Genomic DNA, 23,298 nt, shown 5'->3' with positions numbered 1-23,298 from the left:
TGTAAAAGCTGGATTTAAAAGTGGCTGGGCCGAATGCCCTATTTTTAATCAGCCTGATTTGAAAACGTATTGATTGAGTTTAGTGCATAGTAAGCGATTCCATTATCCGGAAATTCTTCCAGAATTTCTTCGTAGAGCGCTTTTGCTTTTTCGGCTTGCCCGACCTGCACATAACAGAATGCGATATTACAAAGTGCCATTTCCCGATAACACATTTTTGAGGCACTCAACATCGTCACTGCACGATACTTGTCTACCCATGCGTTTCTAGTAAAAAAATCAAGACTCAGCTCAAAATGTTCTAAAGCCGCTTTGAAATCCTTCTGTTTGATAGCCTTCATTCCTTTGTTATGGCTTGAGGGAATAAGCTGTTGCAACAAAATAAATAACCCAGAAAATAAAACCACACCTATGAAAATTCCATGTTTTTGGAATAGAATTGTAAAAAATGCTATAAAAACAGCCCACACCAAGATGATGATTAGTATAGCAGACTGGGATACTTGCCGAACAATAGGAACATTTGCGCTCATACCGATGAATATATTGTTGGTTTTTATTTTTCTAAAGGTATCAAAATTCTCAAGAAATTCTCTCCTTCTTATCTCGATTACCTTAGGTTTTAAAGATTTTTTATCTGATGTACCTCCTGAGGCGTCTTTACGGGAAACCGTAGAATCTCGGTTACGGTTTTTGATAGTTTTGAATCGATAAAGCAACAAATAGCAGAAAAGTCAATTAACCGTATTTAACTGAAAAACACTATGAACACAGATCAACTGATCCAAGATACACTCTCCGATAGCAGAGTCATCTACGAACGTGTTAGGCAAGAACTTTCTAAAGCTCGATCCGAAGTTCTGATAGCAATGGCCTGGTTTACCGATAATGAATTGTTTGCCACAGTTCAGGGATGCCTTGATCGTCACGTTAAAGTTTCTATTATTATCTCCGATCAGCCCGATAATGAAAAGCTTGATTTTTCACTTTTAGAAAAGCAGGGGGCTGAAGTAACCAAGGTCAAGAATGTCGGCTGGGGAATTATGAATCAAAAGTTCTGCGTGATCGATCAGAGCGTAGCCATAACAGGATCCTATAATTGGAGCAACAACTCCAAAAGTAACAACCATGTTAGCGTCATCGTGACCAATTACCCGAAGACCATTTCGGAGCTTACAGAAACTTTTCATGGAATCCGCACGAGGGCCATACGAATCAATAATGGTGAATCTTTGGAAGATATCATCTCATCTGAAAAACTAGAAATACCCATGCAGACGAAATTAGAAAATCAAACCTCGAGATACAAGGTGTCATCGGACAGAGATCTTAATTTTCAGCAGCAGTCCTTAAAAGAGTTTAAAGACGTGCTGGATAATATTATAGCTTCGGAGGTCGGCGCTTTTGATAAAGATTTAGTCAAACAGAGCGGGTATAATCGGGCCAAAGAAAACAATGGGGATCATCAGATACTTCACCAGGCGATGGACAGTCTTTACTCCAATTTTATCAATGAAATTGAAGTCATTGCCGAGAAGAAGGAGCGCTTGAAAGTCCGTATTGACGAACAGCAAAAGGTGAGTACGACCAATATGGAATTTAAGACCGAACAGGAAGTCGAAAAGATCAAAACCAATACAACCTTCGATCAGCAGAACCTGGATTCGGATATCAACATCTTGACAACAAAAATTGAAGAGAAGCGTCTGCAGATCAGCTCCAACAATAATACCAAGATACCATTTTTAGAAAGCAAGATCGTAGCACTGAAGCAAAAGATTAGGGAGCTTGAAGTGGAGTTTGTAAAACCCAGTGTCAATAAACCTGTGATGGCCATACTGATAGCAACTACATTGCTGCTTGCCCTCTATATCTTTGTATTCTATTCTTCGGTAGCCTACATCTTTGTTTTTTCGAAAGAAGATATCAATAAAATGATTTTGATGGGAGCTGCCAATATTGAATCACCTGAAGTATTCAATCCACATGCGATCTCCAAAATAGGGCAGAAGGGATTGGGTGGTATACTATTCCTTTTTCTTTTTGTCGCCATTCCCTTGGCATTAGGGATGTATAAAGTGTTTAAAGACCTATTTGATTCAAAAGAAAAAGTAGAAACATCCAATAGGAGTATCTGGCAGAAAATTAAAGGTGGCTTTATTGACAACTTGGGAATTATTCTCATCGTCGTTGTCGATATTTTTATTGCTTTTAAGGTATCAAAAAACATCAATGACATCGAGCTGTTGACCAATCAGACAGACCAGCATCTTACCTTGTCAACCGTATTCCGGGACAGTAATTTTTGGCTGGTATTTATACTCGGAGCTTTGGGCGTTTTTCTATTTGGTTTCTTCTTTGAAAAACTATTGGCTCAGATCAACGAGCGTAATCTGTCCTTCCAACAACAGAAAACCAAACATATCGTACAGAGCCATCAGGCTGAAATCGAAGAATACCAAGAGCAGATCAATACGATCCAGCTCGATAACGATGCATTGCAGTCAGAACTCTTTGCATTGCAGGTCAACAAAGAAGAGAAGATAACACAGGTGCAGCAGCTGCCCATTCAACAGAACGAGCGAGTAGGAAGCTTACAGCATCAATTATTGACCTTCAAAGAGCGCATTAGCAATATCGGACAGATTTATAAGAGCCAGATTGACAATGATAAGTTGCCTATTTCCAAAGCCGAGATGGAAAATAGGGTCAATATCTATATGGAAGGATGGAGCAAATATTTATATGAAGTATACGCCATTCTTAAAGCCGAAAATAAAACCCGTGAAGCCGTAGGGGAATGTGAGGCTTGGTTGTCGAATCTAGGATTGCAATCTGATATCAAACATGAACTTTTAGAAGACCTTACAGCTTTTAACAACTAATCCATCACCCAATGAAAGTAACTAACATCTTGCCATTATCCATTTTACCATTTTTTGTTGCTTGTATGAATGACGGTTCCTCCAAAGAGGAGGAGCTGCCCAATAATCAAGTGACGCTCAAAGACTATAATATTATTATTGCTCCAGATCTCTCCAACCGGATCAATATGGCGCTTTATCCCAAACCGATCCATGACACGGTTCTGATCAGCAGTTTAATTGGCCATAGCAGTGATCTGCTGACTTTGAATACCCGTCGTTCAGGGCAAGCCGATATTTATAAAATTGACTTTATCAACCGAGGGATATTGAACGGAACATCATTTGAGCCTAAGAAAATGACCATTGATTTTAATCGATTTGAAAACAACCAAATGGATCGGGTCAAATACATTCGCCAAGGATTGAAAGCTGACGAACAGCAGTTTTCTGACGAAGTGAAACGGGTATACGACTATTCCTTAAAAAATCAGACGGGCGCCGATGTCTGGAATTACTTCAATGAAACAGTAAAAGTCTCCCTGGTAGATGCTTCCCCAAAGCGCATACAAAGTGATAACAATATACTTGTTGACAAAAAAAACAACAATGTCGTTTTGCTTTTGACTGATGGTTACCTTGAGAATGCCAATAAGGGAAAGGGCTATCGCTTAGACCCTGCATTAATTGCTAAGATCCGCCAGGACTTTAAAGCAAGTAGAAAATCTGATCTGGCTGCATTTATTAAAGCTGATTCGGCCTATGCGCTCAATAAGACAGATTTTAACTTAAAAGATGTCAATATATTTATTGCCGAGCTTGTTGATCGATCCTTGGATAAATATGGTGTTGCAAAGGAACAGCCGACAGATTTTCAGATCATTAAGGTTGTTTGGGAAAAATGGCTGAAAGATAGCGGTTCGCCCAATGTTAAAGTTGTTCAGGCGGTCAACACCAAACAGGAATTTTACCAAGAGTTTGAACAGTTTCTTAAAACACTATAGGCCACATGAAAAAATGGGTAAATATAATGATCAAACTGGGCGTAATTGCCCTGTTTGTTCTGATCGTGTTTTTGATGAGCTGTTCACATGCCGAACGTACGTTTAGATCAGTAGGTTTTTTTGAGAAAACTAACCTTCCGTATATTGAGGAAGTCAGGGTTTACAAAGTTGTAGACGGCGACACATTTTGGGTTAGGAACCGTCAGGGGAATAAAGTGAAAATTAGACTGATCGGTATAGACGCACCTGAGGATAGAAACGCCTTCCATAAAAAGAAACATCCATTTGGAATCGTCTCCAAAAGGTATCTAGACAGTTTGATTCTCGATAAGAATATTCGATTGGAATATGATGTGGATTCACTTGATCGTTACGGGAGGACTTTGGCTTATGCCTATCTTAATAATGTTTTTATAAACGAGAATATGATCAAGAATGGCTATGCTTTATTGATGACAGTACCACCCAATGTAAGGTATGCTTCACAGCTTGTAGAAGGACAAAACCATGCAAGATTAAATCGATTAGGACTTTGGAATTCAGACGCTGTACATAACTTGTATTAATACACTTCGACTGAAGATATAATTTAAACGCCTGTTCTCATATTGGATAGGCGTTAATATAAATCTTAAGTGATTGTATTTTTTGATGACTCAAGATCCTATCTGACATTTTAATTTTTTAATCATAATGCAGGGGCTTTCTATTTGAGCTCTAAAAGTTTTGTTAACCTCTATCGATGCTTTTAATAAAATTGTGCAAATAGGATAGGATGTTTGTTTTGCCTACAGGGTTTTGCGAGTGAGATAATACCTGAGGGAGAACCGGATGTTCCTGCAATAATTAAATCAAAAATATACTTCACAGCATCCTAACCCGACTCTGCTTCTGTGCTGTCAACATTTAATCCCAGATCATGATCAAAAGAGATGATTGACGGAATCCAGTTTGTGGATATATAGACCACAAAATCTTGATAATTACGAATAACGGTCCAATTGGTTAGTCAATATGGGACTATTCTTCCTTTGGCATATAGTAAGTCAGATCCGATGGTATTCTGATATCATCCAAGAATACACCTTTAACTTACACACTTTATGATACAGTGTTTATTTCAATAAAAGAGACTTCAATGCGTGATCTATACTATTATTTTATAATATATCATACTCAATGTTACTGAAATGAAATTCCCTAGTAAATAATAGTCATTATACTCTTTCTCTTCCTTTCTTCCTTCCTCCGTTTTTTCATTGTCAGGACTTTTTAATCTCGTGCCGAGTTTTAGGGCGCCGAATAAAGTTAGACTATGTGGAAATCCGGCGATTAGGCTATAGGTGAGGAATGCCCTTTCCAATAGACCTTTTAAGATAGATTTTATATCAATTAGATTGTTTTTTTTATTTTTGGGAGCAATAACCCAAAATATAAAGGTTATGAAAATTTCGATGGTGGTTATTAGTAATATTTTACAAACAGTATTCATAATTTAAGTTTTTAGCTACATTTAATATTTCTTTAACGGCGAAGTATGATGATATATTTAATGTTTTCTCTCTTTTCCATATTAATGATCTATTTTTATTAAGATGTTCAGCCACTATCTTATAATCATAATTTTTCAAAAAGCTTGATATTAGCTGATAATCTTTCTCTAATTTCCATTTATCAATGATGTTTTGATAAATTTCAAATGAATTGTTAATTATTGTATTGCAGTTTGCATTATCTATGTCTATGTAAAACCTTTCTTCTTTTGATTTATTATTGTTTAATAGTTTCCTGGCTTTTGTTAAACCTTTACCAAGCATTTCGAACGCTATGTGATTATTTATATTTGTTTCTATCTCGCCATATATCAATACATAGCGTAGTTTTAGTGAAAAATTATTATTTATAATAAATTCTTCGAGATCAATAATAACATCGATAGAACTTTTTAAATTTGCTATAATGCCTTGAAACTCATCTCCCAATGTTATTGTTAAAGGCGAAATCAAATGATCAATATATTTTTTATTAATGTAAGAAGTACATTGTTTGAATCGCTCAATTAGAAGTTCCTGATTATGATTGCTACTTCCAATAATATCACTCATTAAAATAAATTGTTTCATTATTTATGAAATAAATATGTTTGTTTCAAATATAATGAAATAAATATGTTTGTTTCATATTTGAGAAGATAAATTAATAATGCACAATTTACTTTTGTCAAGTTCTACTTCAATAAAAGTTATACGAATTATTCAACAGACTGATATTTAGATTGTTATTGTATACTATATAATGACGGTGAAATCACATCCCATTCACCGACTTTTTCCGACTGTTAATCTACAGCCGTAGGTGGTAGTTAAATCAATGCACAGCAACTTATTCCCTCGTATGTAATTATCCAATGTTTGCTATTCTACCCTTAAACTGTTGACGGGGTTAGCTCTGGCCGCATTGATTGCTTTTGTACATAAGGTAAGAATAGCAATTATCAGTGCTATGATCCCAGCTCCCGCAAGTACCCACCAGCTGACTGAAATGCGGTATGCGAACTCTTGCAGCCACTGGTTCATTAATAGCCATCCTATTGGAAGTGCAATCAGCAATGCTATTCCTACCAGTTTAACTATATCGGAGCATAGCAGATACAGCAGATTGCTGAGTGTGGCACCTAATGTTTTGCGTATGCCAATTTCTTTTATCCGTAGCTGAATCGCGAATGTGATCACACCAAATAACCCCAGGCAGGCAATAACGATTGAGAGGAGTGAAAAAATTAAGAGAATTTGCCCCTGTCTTACTTCCGAATTGTATTGGTCATTATACGTTTCATCTAAAAACGTGTATTCAAAAGGATAATCCGGGAAATAATTGTCGTATACCTTATTTATATGGGAAATCGTATGGCTCATATTTGTGGATTTCATACGAATATAAATATTATCCATTTCAATTTTACTGGCAGGAAGCTCCATGATAAGAGGATCGATTTTGTGCTGGAGCGAATAAATATGAAAGTCACTGACTACTCCAATAACAGATTTCAAAATGAATTTTCCAGCGTTGTCCCTTCCAAATTCGATCCGTTTTCCTAAAGCATCTGTCCATCCTTGTTTTTTTGCAAATGCGGAGTTTATAATCACCGACGAACTATCTGTCGGCATGGCAGCGTCAAAATTTCTTCCCTTAACCAGTTGAATATGCATTGCTGGGATAAAATTAGGGTCGATTTTTAGGGTATTGGCGAGTGTAAAGTTGGGATCAATTTTTCCATTATTTTCAACATTGAAAGTTCCCACGCCAATGTCGTTTTTCCCAATTGGATTGCTGGCGAATGCTACTTCTGTGATATGGCTATCTTCAAGTAAGCTATTTCTGAGCTCTTCACTTTTATTGCGAGTGGATTCATTGTCCAGATGGAAAACCATGACCTGATTTTTATCGAAACCCAGGTCTTTTGTAGTCATAAAATTCAATTGTAGAAAAATGACCATGGTGGATAGAATAAGCAATACTGCGATTACAAATTGAAAAACCGCGAGCGACTTTCTCAATAGATGCTGTAAGCCATGAGTGCCGATTTGATTTTTTAGAGAAGGAATAGTCTTCAGTCTAGAGAGCACCAAAGCTGGATAAATTCCAGTTACGAACACTAGGAATAATATAAATATGCATACAAATAACAATGATTTTCCTATTCCAAAATGCCAGAGATCCAACTGTTTGCCGATCAATTGGTTTAGCCATGGAATAGAAGATGATGCCAGCAATATGCTTAACAATGCTGCACAAAAGATGATTAAAGACGTTTCAACAAGAAACTGCTTTGTTAGATTTAAAGTGCTGGATCCGATTACTTTCCGGACGGCAATTTCTCTCATCCTTATTGAAGCCTGCGCCGTTGTGATATTAATATAATTTACGATCGCAATTAGGAGTACTAATGCACCGACAATGGAAAAGATGTAAACATATTTGATATTGCTATTATCGCTAAGCTCATAACTTAGATTAGAATGCAGATGGATATCCGTAATTGGTTGTAATTCGATTTTATAATCAAAATCGAGGTCCCGTCCATGAATATATTTTTTTACGATGTAAGGAAGTTTTTTTTGAAGTTGTGGTAAGTATGACTGATCTTTTAGTAGTACGTAGGTATAAAGGTAAAGTTGATTCCAATCAGGATTAAAGTCTTTTGAAAAGGAACGAATAGCTCTGAAGTTGAAATGTGTATTTTTAGGTACATTTTGTATAACAGCCGTGACAAAGCAGGGTTCAGATTTATTGAAATAAAGCGTTTTATTAATTGCTGTTTCTACGGATCCAAATAATTGTACGGCTAAGTCTTCTGTCAGTACAATAGACTGGGGATTAGCCAATGCCATTGAACGATTGCCAGCAAGAAAAATATAGTCAAATAGATTGAAGAAATTGTTGTCGGCGAGGAAGATTTCGTTGACTTTTGTTTGTTGATTGCCAATAGTAATTATTCCACCGCCTTCGACATCGAATCTGGTGGCTTCCTTCACGCCTGGAAATTCATCCTTGATAACATTGGCAAGAGGCGCTGCCGTTCCTGTTATGTCAAATGAACCGCCGTCCCATTTTCCGTGGGAAACTACACGATATGTACGATCTGCTTGGGCAAAATAACGGTCATAACTCAATTCATCATTTACAAATAAGAGGATTATCCAGCATGCAGCTAGTCCCAATGATAGTCCCAGTATATTGATCAGGGAAAAGACCTTGTTTCTGAATAATTTTCGCCAACCTACTTTTAAATAATTATACATGATATCATAATTTTGATATGTAAAATGTTATTGCATATCATTTAGTTAATGCAATATACTTGAAATCAATTAGTTTATATTTGACAATAGTTTTGCCTGAATTAAAATTAATTGATTATCAGTTTTTTGTGTTTTCTGGGGGTGTGAATTGTTGTTCGATTGTGAACAGTGCTGTTCGCTTGCGGACGGAAAAATGTTCACCTCTCCATTCCCGCCATTCACCGAGTTTTCCCGATCGTTGGTCTAAAGCCCATAGGCTAAGGTCGTATTGTGTCGTAGTTTTGAGTCAACAAATAAGAATAACAGAACTAACACTATAAAATAAAGACATTATGAACCATCATGAGTGCTTAAAAATCGCACTCATGATAGCTTTATCAGCAATTAAAAACAAATCATTTCGATAAAAAACGCTAGTAAAAACATTCACAGCAGCAGCTTTAATCGCAGTATCTAATCTCGCTATGGCAGCTGAAGGACCTGGAGCAAAAACAACAAAAGCAAACGTTAACCTTTCTACGGCAGATTTTGCTTTAGCGCACTATGTTGTGGTAACGACTGAAGGAGAATCAGCAGGAGTAGAGCAGTTATTCGCAGAAAATTTCAGCCAAAAAATCCAAGCATCCAACGCGCAAAATCATAGCCGTAGCGAAGTGGTCAAACTATTGAAAAAACAGAAAGGCGAAAAGCTAAACTGTACAGTAAGCACCGACATCATCGAGGAATCGGCAGACTACATTGTTGCTAAAGTAGCCTTGAAATTTGAAAACTTTACCAAAACGGACTTAATTACCTTGGAGCGAGTGGGCAATGACTGGAAAGTATGCCAATCGATCAGTTCGTATAAATAGTATCCAATAACTAGTGGTTTGTCAGTAATAAAAGACAAACCACTAGTGAATCATCTATTTATTAAGGCCACGTCGGGAGATGTGGCTTTTGCAGTTTACTGATTTTCAAGAATTTTCAACAGTTTTTGATTTAAGTACAGTTTTTCCTTTCCGACTTTTACGGATTCAAGAATTCCATTCTGCTCCAATGCGATTAGATAATTTCCAACAGTTTTCGCATTTCCTAAATTGTCGTCAATCAAATTTTGACGTTTTGTATAAGGTAATCTAAATAATATCTCAACTAAATCTTTTGAATACATTTTAGGAAGTTTCGTTTTGATGTTAATACTCATTTCCTCTATCGCTTGTGTGATTAGATATAATCGTTTGAGACCCTTTGATGCTGTTTGTTCGATCATATCTAACATATATAAGATGTAATCTTCCCAATTTTCATTTTCTGTTACTCCCCTGAGTTTGGTATAATAATCATTTTTATTCTGAATGATGTATTCGCTTAGATAAATTGCTGGAACTTCTAACAGTCCGGAAAGTTTTAAGTAGAGCAAAAGTAGAATTCTTCCAGTTCTACCATTTCCATCTACAAAAGGGTGGATTGCTTCAAACTGGTAATGTAATAATGCCATTTTAATCAATGGATCAATGTTGCTTTCTTCATTGATGAATTTTTCTAAATTAGCGAGTTTCTCTCTAATGATTGTTTCTCCACTTGGCGGTGTGTAGATAATTTCACCACGATTGTTGCTTAGCGTTGTTCCTGGTGTAACCCGAATGGATGCATTATTTTGTTTAATACATTGAACTAATTTAATGCAAAGGTTTGTAGTAATAAAAGGTTTAGCTTTGAGTTCTTCAAGACCTAGCCATAGCGCTTTTTTATAACTTAAAACTTCTTTTGTTGATAAATTTTCAATTTTCTTGTCAGCAACAAATGATCTGTATAATTCATCATTTGTTGTAATGATATTTTCAACTTCCGAACTTGCTTTTGCTTCTTGTAAGTAAATTGTATCAAGAAATAGCGTCGGATTTGGTAAATTTAATAAAGTCCCATTTAGTTGGGCCAGCACACGACCAGCAGAAATAGTTTTCCGAAGAATTTTTTTTGTTTCGATATCCTTGGTTGGTGGCAATAATGGTAAATCGTTATAGGGATTTTTTCGGTCAAATTTATTCATTTCTTCGAGTGTAAATTTTACTTCTGTGTGCGTTACGAGTGTAAAAATAACAAAAAATTACTCCTGTTTTTTGTTTAGGTGTAAAAAATGCTCTTATTTTATTTCACCTCTCCATTCCCGCCACTCACCGAGTTTTCCAGATCGTTAGTCTAAAGCGAGTAGGCTAGGGGCGTATTGTCTCGTAGTTTTGAGTCAACAAATAAGAACAGCAGAACTAACACAATAAAATAAAGACATTATGAACCATCATGAGTGCTTAAAAATCGCACTCATGATAGCTTTATCAGCAATTAAAAACAAATCATTTCGATAAAAAACGCTAGTAAAAACATTCACAGCAGCAGCTTTAATCGCAGTATCTAATCTCGCTATGGCAGCTGAAGGACCTGGAGCAAAAACAACAAAAGCAAACGTTAACCTTTCTACGGCAGATTTTGCTTTAGCGCACTATGTTGTGGTAACGACTGAAGGAGAATCAGCAGGAGTAGAGCAGTTATTCGCAGAAAATTTCAGCCAAAAAATCCAAGCATCCAACGCGCAAAATCATAGCCGTAGCGAAGTGGTCAAACTATTGAAAAAACAGAAACGCGAAAAGCTAAACTGTACAGTAAGCACCGACATCATCGAGGAATCGGCAGACTACATGGTTGCTAAAGTAGCCTTGAAATTTGAAAACTTTACTAAAACGGACTTAATTACCTTGGAGCGAGTGGGCAATGACTGGAAAGTATCCAAATCGATTAATTCGTATAAATAAGAGCCATCTCAAATAAATATATATGTTGTAGAGCCATGTCAAGAGATATGGCTTTTTTAATGTCGAAATAGCATGATATTATTCAGAATCTTTATGTAACCTTTTGCTTATACAGTAAGTTTTACTTTCGTCTTCCTGATATATAAAACAATATAAGTGTCTTTTTTAATAATAAAAAATAAATAATTAGTGATAATCGCTAAATATTTATTATTATTGCATTAAATATAAAGCTTATCAATTATGAAAAAAATGAACAACATCGTTTTTAAAGGATTACTCGTAATCGCCTGGATCATATTTGTTGGATTATCTATTGAAGCAGGAGCTATTATTGTTAATTTCATTTTCAGTATTTTCAAACCAGAATTTGTTGGAAAATTCTACCAAACACTTGATTTGTCAGCGATGTACAGACAGAGCCAAATGTCTTTTTACACAATCTATGCTTTTATCATTGTCATTGTAGTATTGAAAGCATATTTATTTTATCTGGTGGTCGAAATGATGCACAAATTGGATCTGAATAAACCTTTTAATAATTTGGTATCCAAACAGATTACACAGATCAGTTATTTAACATTTTCAATTGGCCTGTTAAGTTATGTTGCACAAGAAACTGTGGGCAGAATTCTAAGAAAAAGCTACGAAGTCGGAAATTTAAATCAATTCTGGACCGATAGCCGAGCGTTTATTTTAATGGCTGCGATAATATATGTGATATCTGTTATTTTTAGCAGAGGAATTGAATTGCAAAATGAAAACGATTTAACCGTATAAGATGCCGATAATTGTAAATTTAGATGTCATGATGGCTAAGAGAAAAATGTCATTGAACGAACTATCAGAGAAAGTTGATCTTTCACTTTCAAATCTTTCAATATTAAAAACTGGAAAAGCCAAGGCGATAAGATTTAGCACATTGGAAGTAATCTGTAAAGTATTAGAATGCCAGCCGGGAGACATTTTGGAATTTGTAGAGGGTGGCGGGTGAATTAGAATTTGATTTTTTTTCAATATGTTTATTTAAGGCCATGTCGAGCGATGTGGCTTTAATTTTTTGCGTATCATTGTATAATATACACATGATATGTACTATTTAACAAGCAATGGGATGAAATATTTAATTTATATTCTTTTTTTATATTCTATTTCTGTTAAAGCACAAGAAATTACATATCAACCTGGTGCCAATAAATTATTAGTGTCAATGCGCTTTTCGATAGCGGATACAACAAATAACCATATATTTATGCTCCATCCAGAGGTGACACAAATATCTACTCCTTTCGCGTGTAGCAATCCTCCAATTATCTGGATTCGTGACAATCCTAAGGATAACTCTTTTTATGATATGACTTTTAAAGGTGATTCTTTAGATATAAAGAATAAATATGGAAGAATTCATTTTACCTCGCCAAAAGTTTCATTAGATCAATTGTTAGGAAATCAGAAATTTAATTTTCCCACACATTGGGCCATAGGGCAAACTATATATAAAGATTCTATTATTTATTTGATTAAATACTATACTGGTGAGCAGTCGGATGTGGTGGCGAACGGGATGGCTGCTCGACTCAATGGATCATATGAGGATTTAGGAATGCAAATTTCCAAAAAGCTCCGCGAGAGGGGTATCTCGAATTTGGCTGATTCTGTTATCGTATTGCAAGGGCGGATAGAAAAAGGTTTAAACAGGCCGCTTGAAGATTTAAAGTTGATAGTAGGCAAACAATCTGTTTTCTCCGATATAGCCTTACAAATATTTGGGGATCGCAAAAATACATGGCATCCTGCCACTTTTTTTTCGGGTGTGACAGGAGAGAGTATAATTAAATTCTACATTACGCTAGATTCACGTGGTGCAGTCTCGATTTTGCCCTCCAAGTATATGGATGCTGTATTTCGGTGAAATTTTGGTAACCAAGACGACCGGAAAGTATCCAAATCGGTAAATTCGTATAAATAGAACTTTACAAGTGGTGGTTTGCCCCTAATAGACAACAGACCACTAATGGATCATATCTTCATTTAAAGCTACCGCTAAAATTATGGCTTTTTTACGTCGAAAGGGCCTGATTTTCATCAGACCCTTTCTCTTAGCGTTTATTTGTACAGTAATTTTTATGTTTCCTATCGTTTCCTCTTTTTTGTTTCGTCATCCAATGTGTTTTGAATACTATTGAATTTTTACCGTGCTTTGTTCAAAGCTGAAATTGTAACGCTTGATACAGCTCGTCAGATGTATTTGCGGCCCTCTATTTGTTTGCATCATAGTTATAGCTATATCCGAGTATTAAGCTGCTATATTCGTTATATGGAGTTAAGATTCGTATGATATTTTGTTGGTCCAGATAACCTTTACAGCTGATAGGGTGGGGAGCTCAAGGCGTTGGTCCGTCAATAAGGCAAAATTATTTTTGGTATAAAATCCAAGCGGTGAGCGATAAGGTTTCTTATCCTGTTTGATTCCTAAGTCGTTATCGATTACCCATCCATTGAGCTCCTGCTCATCTTTTTTCAATTTGTTCATTAAGTCTAATCCCAAACCTCTTCCTTGTACAATACTTGAAAGTATGATTGCAAACCAACGCTGATTGTCGCGGTAAAACTTTACTGCCCAGCCGATAAGATGATTATCTTTTCTAACCAAGATATGTACTGGCGCTAGAAGACTGCTTATATAGTCTTCAAATTCTGCTAAATTAGCGTAGGATAAACTCGCAGGATATTCTTGGTTCCATAAGTCCATGATTGCCATGCTTTCCTCTTCGTTAAGAGCCGTTACAAATTGAAAGTTTAACGTATTATTTTCCATAACCAGTTAATATATTACAATATACCAACATATAAATTAATTCCAGATGGTTGCATAAAAATAACTTACCTCCTCATTCCCGCCATTCACCGAGTTTTCTAGTCCATTAGTCTAAAGCCCGTTGGCTAGGGACTTATTGTGTCGTAGTTTTGAGTCAACAAATAAGAACTAAAAACTAACAATATAAAAAAGACATTATGAAAGCATTAGTAAAAACATTCGCAGCAGCAGCCTTAATCGCAGTATCAACATTTGCTATGGCAGCAGAAGGACCAGGAGCAAAAGCAACAAAGACAAACGTTAACCTTTCCACAGCAGACTTGGCACTGGATCACTATGTGGCGGTGACCACTGCGGGGGAATCAACAGGAGTAGAGCAGTTATTTGCGGCTGATTTTAACCAAAAGATTCAAGCAACTAATGCGCAGTCTCACAGCAGTGAAGCGGTCATTAAATCTTTGAAAAAGCAAAAAGGCGAAAAGCTGAACTGTACAGTAAGGACAGAAATCATCGAGGAATCGGCAGATTATATGGTGGCTAAAGTAACCTTAAAATTTGAAAACTTCACCAAAACAGATTTAGTTACTTTGGAGCGTGCGGGCAATGACTGGAAAGTATCCAAATCGATCAATTCTTATAAATAAGAGCCATCTCAAATAAATATATATGTTGTAGAGCCACGTCATAAGATGTGGCTTTTTTATGATCTATTTAATAGCGAGTTGTCTCGTGGATAAGGTAGTGAGGCGAGCTCAATCAGAAAAATTAAGTAGAAGGAATAGATAAATTTAGTAGAAAGATTAGCTAATTTAAGAAGAAGAAATAGGAGAAGAACATAAAGGAATGTACAGTTATAATACTCGTACAAAAGGCTGTGGGCTGTTTTAGAAGGGAAAGAGTAAATATTTTAGGGAAAGGACTAGGGAAAGATTAGGAGAAGGAGAAGTAGAAAAATTAGTAGAAAGATAGTGGGGTCGCCTTGTTTATAGATCTTGATTGCGCTAGAGTAGATCGTGTAGTTTAATCACGCCTTTCCTTTCAATATCTCATACAACGAAGCATTGATAAACTGAATAGCCTTAACCTTACTCTTACCATACCCTGCATGATTATGACCAAAAACATGGTAGCTAGGGGATCGTTCCAAAACAAACTCAAGGATTTCTTCACCGCCATAACCATTGTCCAAGATACCCGATGGCGGATAGTGTGATACCATAATATCAATTTGTACATCCGAATCCATATGGTAAAAATAGGGAAAACCACTAATGCCCATGACCTGGATACCATTGATCCTAACCGAAGTATCGTTTAGCCAATGAATGCCTTCGGGTATCAATTTTTTGCTACGTAGCGGTTCCAGTTCAAAGGGTAGATCATGATTTCCATGTACAAATATTTTGTGCGGTATGGGAAGCCCCGCATACCACACAAAGAAATCCGATAGCTGATCCATATCGCCCGCATCGCAGGTATCGCCACAATGGATTATGATATCGATTCCTTCAGGAATATCCAGCTGACGATGCATCCCATGTGTATCCGACAGCAAGAGTATCTTTTGCCCTTTTAACTTAATGATATGCATATTGAACGAAATTTAGGATTGCCGATGTAATGATTTACGATATTCCTCTTTCATCCTGTCAGCCAGACTTTGAGGAGCAATGACACTGACTTCGGCACCTACCGAAAGCAGCTCCATCAAAAAATCATGCGTGATGTAGATGTTGAGCTTTACACGCAGCTCCTCCTCATTGTCAGCCAGTATTTTCTGCGTATGATGCAAAGGCAAGGACTTGATGTATTTGCCCTGAAATGCAGAATAAGAGAGGATCACTTCCTCGATGTGCTGGTCTTCGTGCGGAAGGATAATGCCGAAACTATGCTCGAAGAGCGTTTCAGGATCTACTTTGATCGCTTTAAATTTTCCCGCTTTTACCACCTCCAAGGATAGGATCCTGTCCAGTGGAAATATCCTGAGACTATCCTTGTCCAGATCCTGCCCAATGACATACCAGCGGTTGCGCACTTCTTTTATTAGGATGGGAACCAGCCGTCGGTGTTCTACCTCGGTTTCATAGTACTTGCGGTAATCGAAATAAAGCACAAGGTCATTATGTATCGCCTGTACAATATCTCCCAGATATTCTGTCCCCCTTGGCTTGCGCTGTTCAAACACAATTTTCTTTGAGCCATTATCTCCCAGACGCATCAGGTTGAATATGTCAAAGGCATCCAGTGCCCGCTCGGATTCCTCGGTGTCGTGCTGGATAAAGTATTGTTTTTTTGAACGGTCGCTTTCGATCGAGATTCTATAAAGTACCCTGATATCATCAATGTCCCGTTGAAACTGACGTTGGCTGATCGTGTGGAAGTCATCACCAATAAATGTTGATTCGTACTGTAACATCTGGTCAATCTCCGGCCAGGAAAGCGGTCTGTGACGCAATTTGTTGATAATTAACTTGTGGCGTAATATGGTGTTTCTTACTGACATAAATGAGCTTTTGACAAAGATAGATTTAGGAAGCGACAAAATACGTCGTCTTGTCCAGGGGGAGAAAAAAAATATTTTTTTCGAGATAGCGACACCCTTTGACCGCTCCTGAGCCTAAGTTTGGACCAAACAAAATTATTTTATGGAAAAAGAAACGAATCAACAGAATATCTCGTCGCGTGAGCAATGGATTTTGGCCAATAGTGGAACTGGTATTACGACCGAATTATGGAAAGCAACCCGATCATTTATAAAAGTCGCGTCTCTGGCCGTTTCAGCTTTTAGTGCAAGCTTTCACGTGATGCCCGACCATAGCTATCGGATATTCCCGAAAGAACGGCTATCCTTTGCCTATACAGTGATCGTGTCAGCCGACGTGGACCATCTGATCAATCGATACAATGAAGCGACGGGTATGGAGCGCATGCTTATTCAGCAGGAATATATCTATCAACGGCTAGCAGAACTAGGTGTTATCGTCTCAAAGGAAGAAGATGGAGAATAAATACCGCGAAACCTTGTCGGCTTTGGACCTGATCAGTATAGGGTTTGAGGCCTTTAATCTATTGGTACAAATCAAGGGTATGTACCCCGACCTGCGTGTAGGTTATATCTATTATGCACCATTGGACTATCTGTCTGATTGGTACGGAAACCCTATAAGTGATAATTTTACCTTTATTCCATTGATGACCGATGCGGTTTCGATTTATAAGGGAATAAGCTATCGGATATGTTCTATCGATGTCAATACAGTTCATACACATTTGGAAGCTTTTTCTGATCGTGCGGTGCTCTTTGGGGCTATGCACGATCCTACTTTGATCAAACTGCTCGATTTCTATGGATTCAGTCAAAAGCGACTGATTTTACGTAGGCCATTGAAATTGGAGCGGAGTAGTGCAAAGCCCTATATTGATAGATATTTAAGATTTTCCAAGACATGGGATCATGTTCTTATATTGGACAGCAACAAGGTAGTCAGATATTTAAATCGCTTGGATAGGCTTTTGACACTTCCTGAAGTAGGAGAAGAGATAGCTCAATTGTGGCTCAAACTGATTCTTGAGGAATTGGATCTCCCTGTATTTCCGGATCTCGCCAATCCTAGATTGCCTCAACGCTTCTGTTTATTTATTAATTGTTGATAGCGACGTACTATGGCGGTATAGCTGGGTATATTTGACGGAGCTCAACAAAATCGTTACGCTTTTTTATTGTGAGACGAGTGAAATTGCTTTTTAACTACGCAAATATTTATTAATTTAACACAATCATATTATCCTCATGAGCCTATTTTTAATTACAGTAAAATCACGTCTGGCGGCGAATCTGACCGTCATGGAAAAAGGAATGACAGTGGAAGTATCCTGTCGCGATTCCGAATTATATGCCAATGGCTGTCCCCAGGTCAAGGAAACTTTTATGCGCAAATATGGTATCGATCTGCTGAAATTGGGTGGTCCCAATGCGATATGGAACTATTTTGATATTAAAAAGATCTCTTAACTAATCTGGAAAAGAAGGAGAACAGTTTTTGTACCAGCATATCTTTATGCCATTCATATAAAATTAAGATATTTTGCTGATCGGATCTATCCAATATAAAATATGAGGAACCCTGGCTCCACTGGATTTGCTGGGGCGATATAAGATTAAATATTCACAAATGACAAAAAAATTAGATACAGATTTATATACAATCGTAGAGATTTTAAATGCCGGTATTGATAATTTTGAAATCAAAAGTTACCAAAGAGGTTACCGGTGGGATATTGATAATATTAAAACGTTAATTGGAGATATTTTAGAATGCGGTGCCAATAGTGTCTATTGTTTGCAGCCTATTGTTGTGACTAAAATATCTGCTTCTAATTACGAAGTTATCGATGGTCAACAACGTCTTACAACTTTTAAAATATTAATGCACTGTCTGCGGAGCTATACGAGCGAACTGGATATCAAAGATTTTAATATTTCCTATGAAACACGGTCTTGTGAGATATTTTTGAAAAAACTCTATGACAATGCATTAAGACATGAATTGGAAGATTTAACACTCGAGCATATCCTCGTTCTATGGAACCAGCTGACATTAGAAAAAGAGGAGCGGAACAGAGATAATTTTCACATCTTCCAAAGTTATTGTACTTGTCATTTCGAGCTGAAAAGGCTAGATACTGCTACAATATCTAGTATTGTTGACAAAATAAGGACACAAATAAAATTTATATGGTATGAAGTAGATTTGTTGCTATTAAATGTTACTGCCGAAAAGCTTTTTGCAAATATTAACAAAAACAAAATAAAGCTTACGGGAGCTGATTTAATAAAGGCCCTTTTTATACTGGACATAGAAAATAATGCTGATAATGTTGAGGTAAAGCATTTTAGAAAGCAAAATCTGGCAAATGAATGGGACGAGATTGAGCAATCATTGAGAAACCCTGATTTTTGGTTCTTTATTACCAATAGTCACAACCAACATTATGATGTGCGGATTGGTAAACTTTTTGATATCGTGACCGAAAACAGGTTGGAGTCGGATCTAGGAGCTTATTTTATAATGAGTAAAGATGAAGATCTGAGGCCTTGGTCTTTGATCTACGATAAGTATAGAATTGCTCAGGAGTGGTTTGAAGATACGTATTATTATCATCGTATAGGCTTTCTTGTGAATATGGATATTCATTCGTTCGAACGGATATTGGAGGAGTATACTAACGGTGAAATCACATCTAAATTAAAATTCAAAGAATGGCTGGATGGTGAGATTTCTGCCTATTTCCGATCATTCGAAATCAAGGAGCTTCTTTATTCAAAACAGAACGATAGGGGACGCTATGGTAGGTGTACGGGGGTGTTATTACTTTATAATATTTTACTTACCGAAAAATTCTATCCTGGTCAGAAGTTTTCCTTTGGAAAGTTTGTTGAGCAAGAATGGTCACTTGAACATATCCAACCTCAGAATCCAAAAGAAAAGACTGCTGAGAATTGGCTTGAATGGCTAAAGGAAATTAAACCACTTATTGTTGATAAAATAACAGATAATGAGCAGCTAATAATAAAAGTAGATGCTGATCAATATGACTTTAGTGAGATCAATTATGATGAATTATGTCATAGTTTGAAGCCGGTCAGGCAGACGGATAAGATCCCAACCCCTATTTTAAAACAGTTGAGTGCTTTAGAAGATACGTTTGAAGAGGAATTTCCTGTCCACGGGATTCAGAACCTCGCTTTATTAGATAAGGTAACCAATTCAAAATTGAGCAATGGGTCTTTCAAAGAAAAGCGCGCTTTAGTACTTCAAATGAATGATCCCGAAAGTGTAGACAATGAAAAAACGTATTTGCCTTTAGGGACTTTAAACGTTTTCAGCAAAACAATGATAACAGATCCTATGGGTATTCAGCTTGAATACTGGAGTGTTACAGATAGCGAATTTTATGAAAAAGATATTAAGAACACTTTAGCACCTTACTTGTCCTATGAATAACGATAATCAGCTTTCTTTTGTAAATATCATCACGAAGTTCAAAATTCAAATCCCTATTCTACAACGCGATTATGTACAGGGACGAAAAAATGATACTGTAAAAGAAATCAGGGAGAATTTTGTAGAAGATTTAATTTGTCATATTTCAACACACACCGAGAAAATATTGCCACTGGACTTTGTTTACGGTTATGCTGATGAGGAGTTTGGAAAATATGATCGAGAAGTTGCGAAGAAAAATCTTAATGCTTTACTCGCAACGATCGCTAAATATTCCAGCCCTGAAGAGTTCCAGATTTCCTATACTATTAAAGATCATGGAGATTTAAAGAAAGATCTATTTATTCCTCTAGATGGGCAACAGCGGCTTACAACCCTGTTTCTGTTACACCTTTATGTAGCGTTAAAATTCCGTCCGGAGCAAATCTCACTACTGGAAGGTAAGCTTACTTATAAAACCAGAAAATCTTCCGATGTTTTCCTTTCAAAATTGGTTGAAAATGCGAAATCTTTATCCCAAGAGCTCGCCATTGATGACGCTATTAAAGATGCAAGCTGGTTTTTAATTAGCTGGCTTAAAGATCCTACTGTCGAAGGGATGCTGGTTATGCTCCGGGAGATAGAAGATAGATTTGCTAGCCTTGAAAACAAAGATGAAAGTCTCCAATTAGCCTATCACAATTTATTTGTTTCTCCTAAAATTAAATTTGACTTTCTGGATCTGAACGTGCAGGGTATAACTGACGATATTTATTTGAAAATGAACTCAACAGGTAAGAGTTTGAGTGACTACGACAACTTTAAATCGTGGTTTGTAGGGAAAGTAGATGCGTTATTGGAGAAAAATAAATGTTTGAAAGAACAATCCTGTTTTACCAATTGGAAAGATAAGTTAGATCAGGACTGGTACAATATCTTTTGGGAACAAGATCAGCTTAAGTCGGATCAATTGATGTATAGTTTTATCAGAAGCGTTTTAAGTTATGCTATTGTTTTTTCAGATGAAGAAGAAAAAGATAAAAAACTAAAATTTGATAAATTAAACTCAGACACATTTTTGTCATTAAAATTTTTTGAAGAGAACGAATTAATAACTGAAGAAAATATATCTTTTCTGTTTAATTTATTAGAAGAGCTAGCGAATGAAAGCGAATCTTTGCTTGATATATCTGACCTATGGAATAGTACATTTACCAGTGAGGGGGAGTTTCGAAAGGTTGTAATTGATATACATGTTATCGAGTCTCTTTTACACAGAACCTTTATTTATGCTGCCTTTTTGTTAATGGTCCGCAGATCATCTTTTAACAGATTGGAATTTAAAAAATGGGTAAGGATATTTCGAAATATCGTTTATAATACCCGGATTGACGATTTTCCGAGATTTATACATTCAATTAAGGCTACACATGACTTTCTATCAGGTGATCAAAGACTTTACACTGATAATGAAAAATGGATAGATTTTTTCTCAGAAAAACAGGTAAGAGAGGAGTTTCACAAATTTCATCTGGAAAATACCGATACCGAAAATATTAAGGCATTCGAAAAAGCTGAGAATCATTTTTATCTCTATGGGCAGATCGATTTTCTTATAAACTGGTCAAGAAACGGAAACGGAGAATTTGAGCTTAATACGTTCCAACGATTCTGGGAACGATTTGAAAAATTGTTTGCTAAAGAGCATCTTGAAAGTAAGATTTTACAGCAGGTTTTGTTGGTATTTGGTGATAAGTGGATGCCAGATAAAGGGAGCTACAGATATTCCTTTTGTAAAAGTTCCTATAATTCTGCAAGGGAGAGAGATGAAAACTGGCGTCAAGTTTTCAGTGGCGGAGACTCTGGAATTTTAAATATATTAAATAGCAGTGAATGTGAAACTGAGGATTTAAAGGATATTATTAGTACTCATATAAAAAAAGTAAATGACTGGCGAAGATATATTTTAGAAGATGGATCGTTGATTGATCAATGTGGCCAGCGTCTGATCAATTGGTTAGGTGATGGGAATTTTGTACGATTACTTGATAAAACTAAATTGAGTGGTAATCATAGAGAGTTGAGAACTTGGGTGTTGTTTAAACAGCTCGAAAAGAAGTTTGGTGGCGATTTAATTAAATATTTTTCTGCTAATTCGGGCGAGCGAGATTCTCGAATTTATTTTGTGACTTCTGGCCTTTTCATCAAGTTTGATAGGCATTCAAGTTTATTCTGTTTTGAAATTTTACAGGAGGAAAATAACCAATATAATATCGTTGATGAACTCGAAATAGAAAATGTGTATGAAATAGAAAATGTGTATTTAGATTACATAAGAGATTTTAATTTATATACAAAAGATAAGTTACCCGTAAAAGCGGAATAACTAATTTAATGATATGTATCATATCAGCTCCACAGGCGGATTTTTATATCCGCCTGTGGATATCTTGGTTTTGAAAAATAAATCACTCTTCCTCATAAAGTTCCCAATATAGATCATCAATAAAACTGACAAACTCCTCACTGCTAAATATTTCGCGGTAATCCCCGTCCTCATCTTTGAGATAAAAAGTTCCTTCTTTTCTTGTTACGGCAAAATAGCTCATGCCAGCTTGGAAGGGCTTTGCGAAGTCATAGACTTTACCTTCTTCAAGACAGACTTTGTCAAGCACAGCATTTAAAAATAGCACGCGCGATTTGCGTAGCATATCATTCATTTCGTCCATCACTTTGAGATAGTGATTCGGCGTGTTTAGTGATTGTATATTAAAATCTTGTTTGAGTAGAGGTGCATTACCTGGATAGGATTTTTCCTCGAAATTTTTGTTGATATGCTCAAGTTCCTGGCATAGATGATTTATTTCTTCTTTTGTCATTGTTAATAATTATTTACGTTGTAAGATAGGTTAAGTTATAAACTTAGTAAATCTTTTCGAAAATTGAAGAACATCATGCCACGATCGCCTGTGCACATCCCTCGCACAGGTGATGGATAATTTTGTCAGGCAATTGCTGTTAAGGGGAGCAAAATGCT

At 36.4% G+C, this 23,298-nt stretch carries 23 protein-coding genes; 14 read left to right on the top strand and 9 right to left on the bottom strand.

Going from position 1 to position 23,298, the window contains the following annotated elements; translation table 11 throughout:
- Nucleotides 1–44 precede the first annotated feature (44 nt).
- A complete protein-coding gene (locus B2107_RS10790) occupies nt 45–533 on the bottom strand; it encodes a tetratricopeptide repeat protein (RefSeq protein ID WP_293955640.1) in 489 nt (162 codons plus the stop codon).
- 231 nt (nt 534–764) lie between these two features.
- Here B2107_RS10790 and B2107_RS10785 point away from each other — a divergent pair, with 231 nt between their 5' ends.
- Genes B2107_RS10785 through B2107_RS10775 form a run of 3 tightly spaced genes read left to right on the top strand, consistent with a single transcriptional unit; the run spans nt 765 to nt 4,434 of the window.
- Nucleotides 765–2,885, top strand: coding sequence for a phospholipase D-like domain-containing protein (locus tag B2107_RS10785; RefSeq protein WP_293955639.1), 2,121 nt, complete (start codon nt 765–767; stop codon nt 2,883–2,885).
- 11 nt (nt 2,886–2,896) lie between these two features.
- Nucleotides 2,897–3,868, top strand: a complete 972-nt coding sequence (locus tag B2107_RS10780) for a hypothetical protein (RefSeq protein ID WP_293955638.1) — start codon at nt 2,897–2,899, stop codon at nt 3,866–3,868.
- 5 nt (nt 3,869–3,873) lie between these two features.
- Nucleotides 3,874–4,434, top strand: coding sequence for a thermonuclease family protein (locus tag B2107_RS10775; RefSeq protein WP_293955637.1), 561 nt, complete (start codon nt 3,874–3,876; stop codon nt 4,432–4,434).
- A 308-nt stretch (nt 4,435–4,742) separates the two neighbouring features.
- Here B2107_RS10775 and B2107_RS21915 read toward each other — a convergent pair whose 3' ends face one another.
- The 3 genes from B2107_RS21915 to B2107_RS10765 form a co-directional block, all read right to left on the bottom strand.
- Entirely contained in the window at nt 4,743–4,859 is a 117-nt protein-coding gene (locus B2107_RS21915) for a hypothetical protein (RefSeq protein WP_409456567.1), read from the bottom strand.
- A gap of 484 nt (nt 4,860–5,343) precedes the next feature.
- A complete protein-coding gene (locus B2107_RS10770) occupies nt 5,344–5,991 on the bottom strand; it encodes a SatD family protein (RefSeq protein ID WP_293955636.1) in 648 nt (215 codons plus the stop codon).
- A 291-nt stretch (nt 5,992–6,282) separates the two neighbouring features.
- A complete protein-coding gene (locus B2107_RS10765) occupies nt 6,283–8,670 on the bottom strand; it encodes an ABC transporter permease (protein WP_293955635.1) in 2,388 nt (795 codons plus the stop codon).
- A 464-nt stretch (nt 8,671–9,134) separates the two neighbouring features.
- Here B2107_RS10765 and B2107_RS10760 point away from each other — a divergent pair, with 464 nt between their 5' ends.
- Nucleotides 9,135–9,521 (top strand): nuclear transport factor 2 family protein, encoded by a 387-nt coding sequence (locus B2107_RS10760; protein ID WP_293955634.1) that lies wholly within the window; start codon nt 9,135–9,137, stop codon nt 9,519–9,521.
- 95 nt (nt 9,522–9,616) lie between these two features.
- Here the strand turns inward: B2107_RS10760 and B2107_RS10755 are convergent, their stop codons facing one another.
- Nucleotides 9,617–10,702: a Fic family protein gene (locus tag B2107_RS10755; RefSeq protein ID WP_293955633.1), complete on the bottom strand. Its 1,086-nt coding sequence runs from the start codon at nt 10,700–10,702 to the stop codon at nt 9,617–9,619.
- A gap of 370 nt (nt 10,703–11,072) precedes the next feature.
- On the opposite strand from B2107_RS10755, the gene B2107_RS10750 reads away from it, so the two are divergent.
- From B2107_RS10750 to B2107_RS10735, 4 genes are all read left to right on the top strand, one after another.
- Nucleotides 11,073–11,459 carry a nuclear transport factor 2 family protein gene (locus B2107_RS10750; protein ID WP_293955632.1) on the top strand — a complete coding sequence of 129 codons (387 nt, stop codon included), beginning with the start codon at nt 11,073–11,075 and terminating at the stop codon, nt 11,457–11,459.
- Nucleotides 11,460–11,702: 243 nt separating this feature from the next.
- Entirely contained in the window at nt 11,703–12,239 is a 537-nt protein-coding gene (locus B2107_RS10745; RefSeq protein WP_293955631.1) for a DUF2975 domain-containing protein, read from the top strand.
- A gap of 1 nt (nt 12,240) precedes the next feature.
- Nucleotides 12,241–12,453, top strand: coding sequence for a helix-turn-helix domain-containing protein (locus B2107_RS10740; RefSeq protein WP_293955630.1), 213 nt, complete (start codon nt 12,241–12,243; stop codon nt 12,451–12,453).
- A gap of 120 nt (nt 12,454–12,573) precedes the next feature.
- The gene (locus B2107_RS10735) at nt 12,574–13,371 is read left to right on the top strand and encodes a hypothetical protein (protein WP_293955629.1); all 798 of its coding nucleotides are present in this window, start codon (nt 12,574–12,576) and stop codon (nt 13,369–13,371) included.
- Nucleotides 13,372–13,782: 411 nt separating this feature from the next.
- On the opposite strand, the gene B2107_RS10730 is transcribed toward B2107_RS10735, so the two are convergent.
- Nucleotides 13,783–14,277: an N-acetyltransferase gene (locus tag B2107_RS10730; protein ID WP_293955628.1), complete on the bottom strand. Its 495-nt coding sequence runs from the start codon at nt 14,275–14,277 to the stop codon at nt 13,783–13,785.
- Between the two features lie 197 nt (nt 14,278–14,474).
- On the opposite strand from B2107_RS10730, the gene B2107_RS10725 reads away from it, so the two are divergent.
- On the top strand, nt 14,475–14,921 hold the full coding sequence (locus B2107_RS10725) for a hypothetical protein (RefSeq protein ID WP_293955627.1): 447 nt from the start codon (nt 14,475–14,477) through the stop codon (nt 14,919–14,921).
- Nucleotides 14,922–15,301: 380 nt separating this feature from the next.
- Here the strand turns inward: B2107_RS10725 and B2107_RS10720 are convergent, their stop codons facing one another.
- Nucleotides 15,302–15,868, bottom strand: a complete 567-nt coding sequence (locus tag B2107_RS10720; RefSeq protein WP_293955626.1) for a metallophosphoesterase family protein — start codon at nt 15,866–15,868, stop codon at nt 15,302–15,304.
- 12 nt (nt 15,869–15,880) lie between these two features.
- A complete protein-coding gene (locus tag B2107_RS10715) occupies nt 15,881–16,780 on the bottom strand; it encodes a helix-turn-helix transcriptional regulator (RefSeq protein ID WP_293955625.1) in 900 nt (299 codons plus the stop codon).
- Nucleotides 16,781–16,922: 142 nt separating this feature from the next.
- Here B2107_RS10715 and B2107_RS10710 point away from each other — a divergent pair, with 142 nt between their 5' ends.
- The 5 genes from B2107_RS10710 to B2107_RS10690 all read left to right on the top strand — a co-directional run bounded on the left by B2107_RS10710 (nt 16,923) and on the right by B2107_RS10690 (nt 22,647).
- Nucleotides 16,923–17,285, top strand: a complete 363-nt coding sequence (locus B2107_RS10710) for a hypothetical protein (protein WP_293955624.1) — start codon at nt 16,923–16,925, stop codon at nt 17,283–17,285.
- Nucleotides 17,275–17,928 (top strand): hypothetical protein, encoded by a 654-nt coding sequence (locus tag B2107_RS10705; RefSeq protein ID WP_293955623.1) that lies wholly within the window; start codon nt 17,275–17,277, stop codon nt 17,926–17,928. Before B2107_RS10710 ends, B2107_RS10705 begins: the two co-directional genes overlap by 11 nt.
- A gap of 139 nt (nt 17,929–18,067) precedes the next feature.
- On the top strand, nt 18,068–18,289 hold the full coding sequence (locus B2107_RS10700; RefSeq protein ID WP_293955622.1) for a DUF6140 family protein: 222 nt from the start codon (nt 18,068–18,070) through the stop codon (nt 18,287–18,289).
- Between the two features lie 160 nt (nt 18,290–18,449).
- A complete protein-coding gene (locus tag B2107_RS10695; RefSeq protein ID WP_293955621.1) occupies nt 18,450–20,282 on the top strand; it encodes a DUF262 domain-containing protein in 1,833 nt (610 codons plus the stop codon).
- On the top strand, nt 20,275–22,647 hold the full coding sequence (locus B2107_RS10690) for a GmrSD restriction endonuclease domain-containing protein (protein WP_293955620.1): 2,373 nt from the start codon (nt 20,275–20,277) through the stop codon (nt 22,645–22,647). The genes B2107_RS10695 and B2107_RS10690 overlap by 8 nt, the downstream gene beginning before the upstream one ends.
- A gap of 82 nt (nt 22,648–22,729) precedes the next feature.
- Here B2107_RS10690 and B2107_RS10685 read toward each other — a convergent pair whose 3' ends face one another.
- A complete protein-coding gene (locus tag B2107_RS10685; RefSeq protein WP_286590986.1) occupies nt 22,730–23,140 on the bottom strand; it encodes a hypothetical protein in 411 nt (136 codons plus the stop codon).
- Nucleotides 23,141–23,298 lie beyond the last annotated feature (158 nt).

It is taken from the genome of Sphingobacterium sp. UBA7855, assembly GCA_002500745.1.
GTDB lineage: Bacteria > Bacteroidota > Bacteroidia > Sphingobacteriales > Sphingobacteriaceae > Sphingobacterium.
Note: the sequence above shows the minus strand (reverse complement) of the source record. Positions and strands in the feature narration are given on the sequence as shown.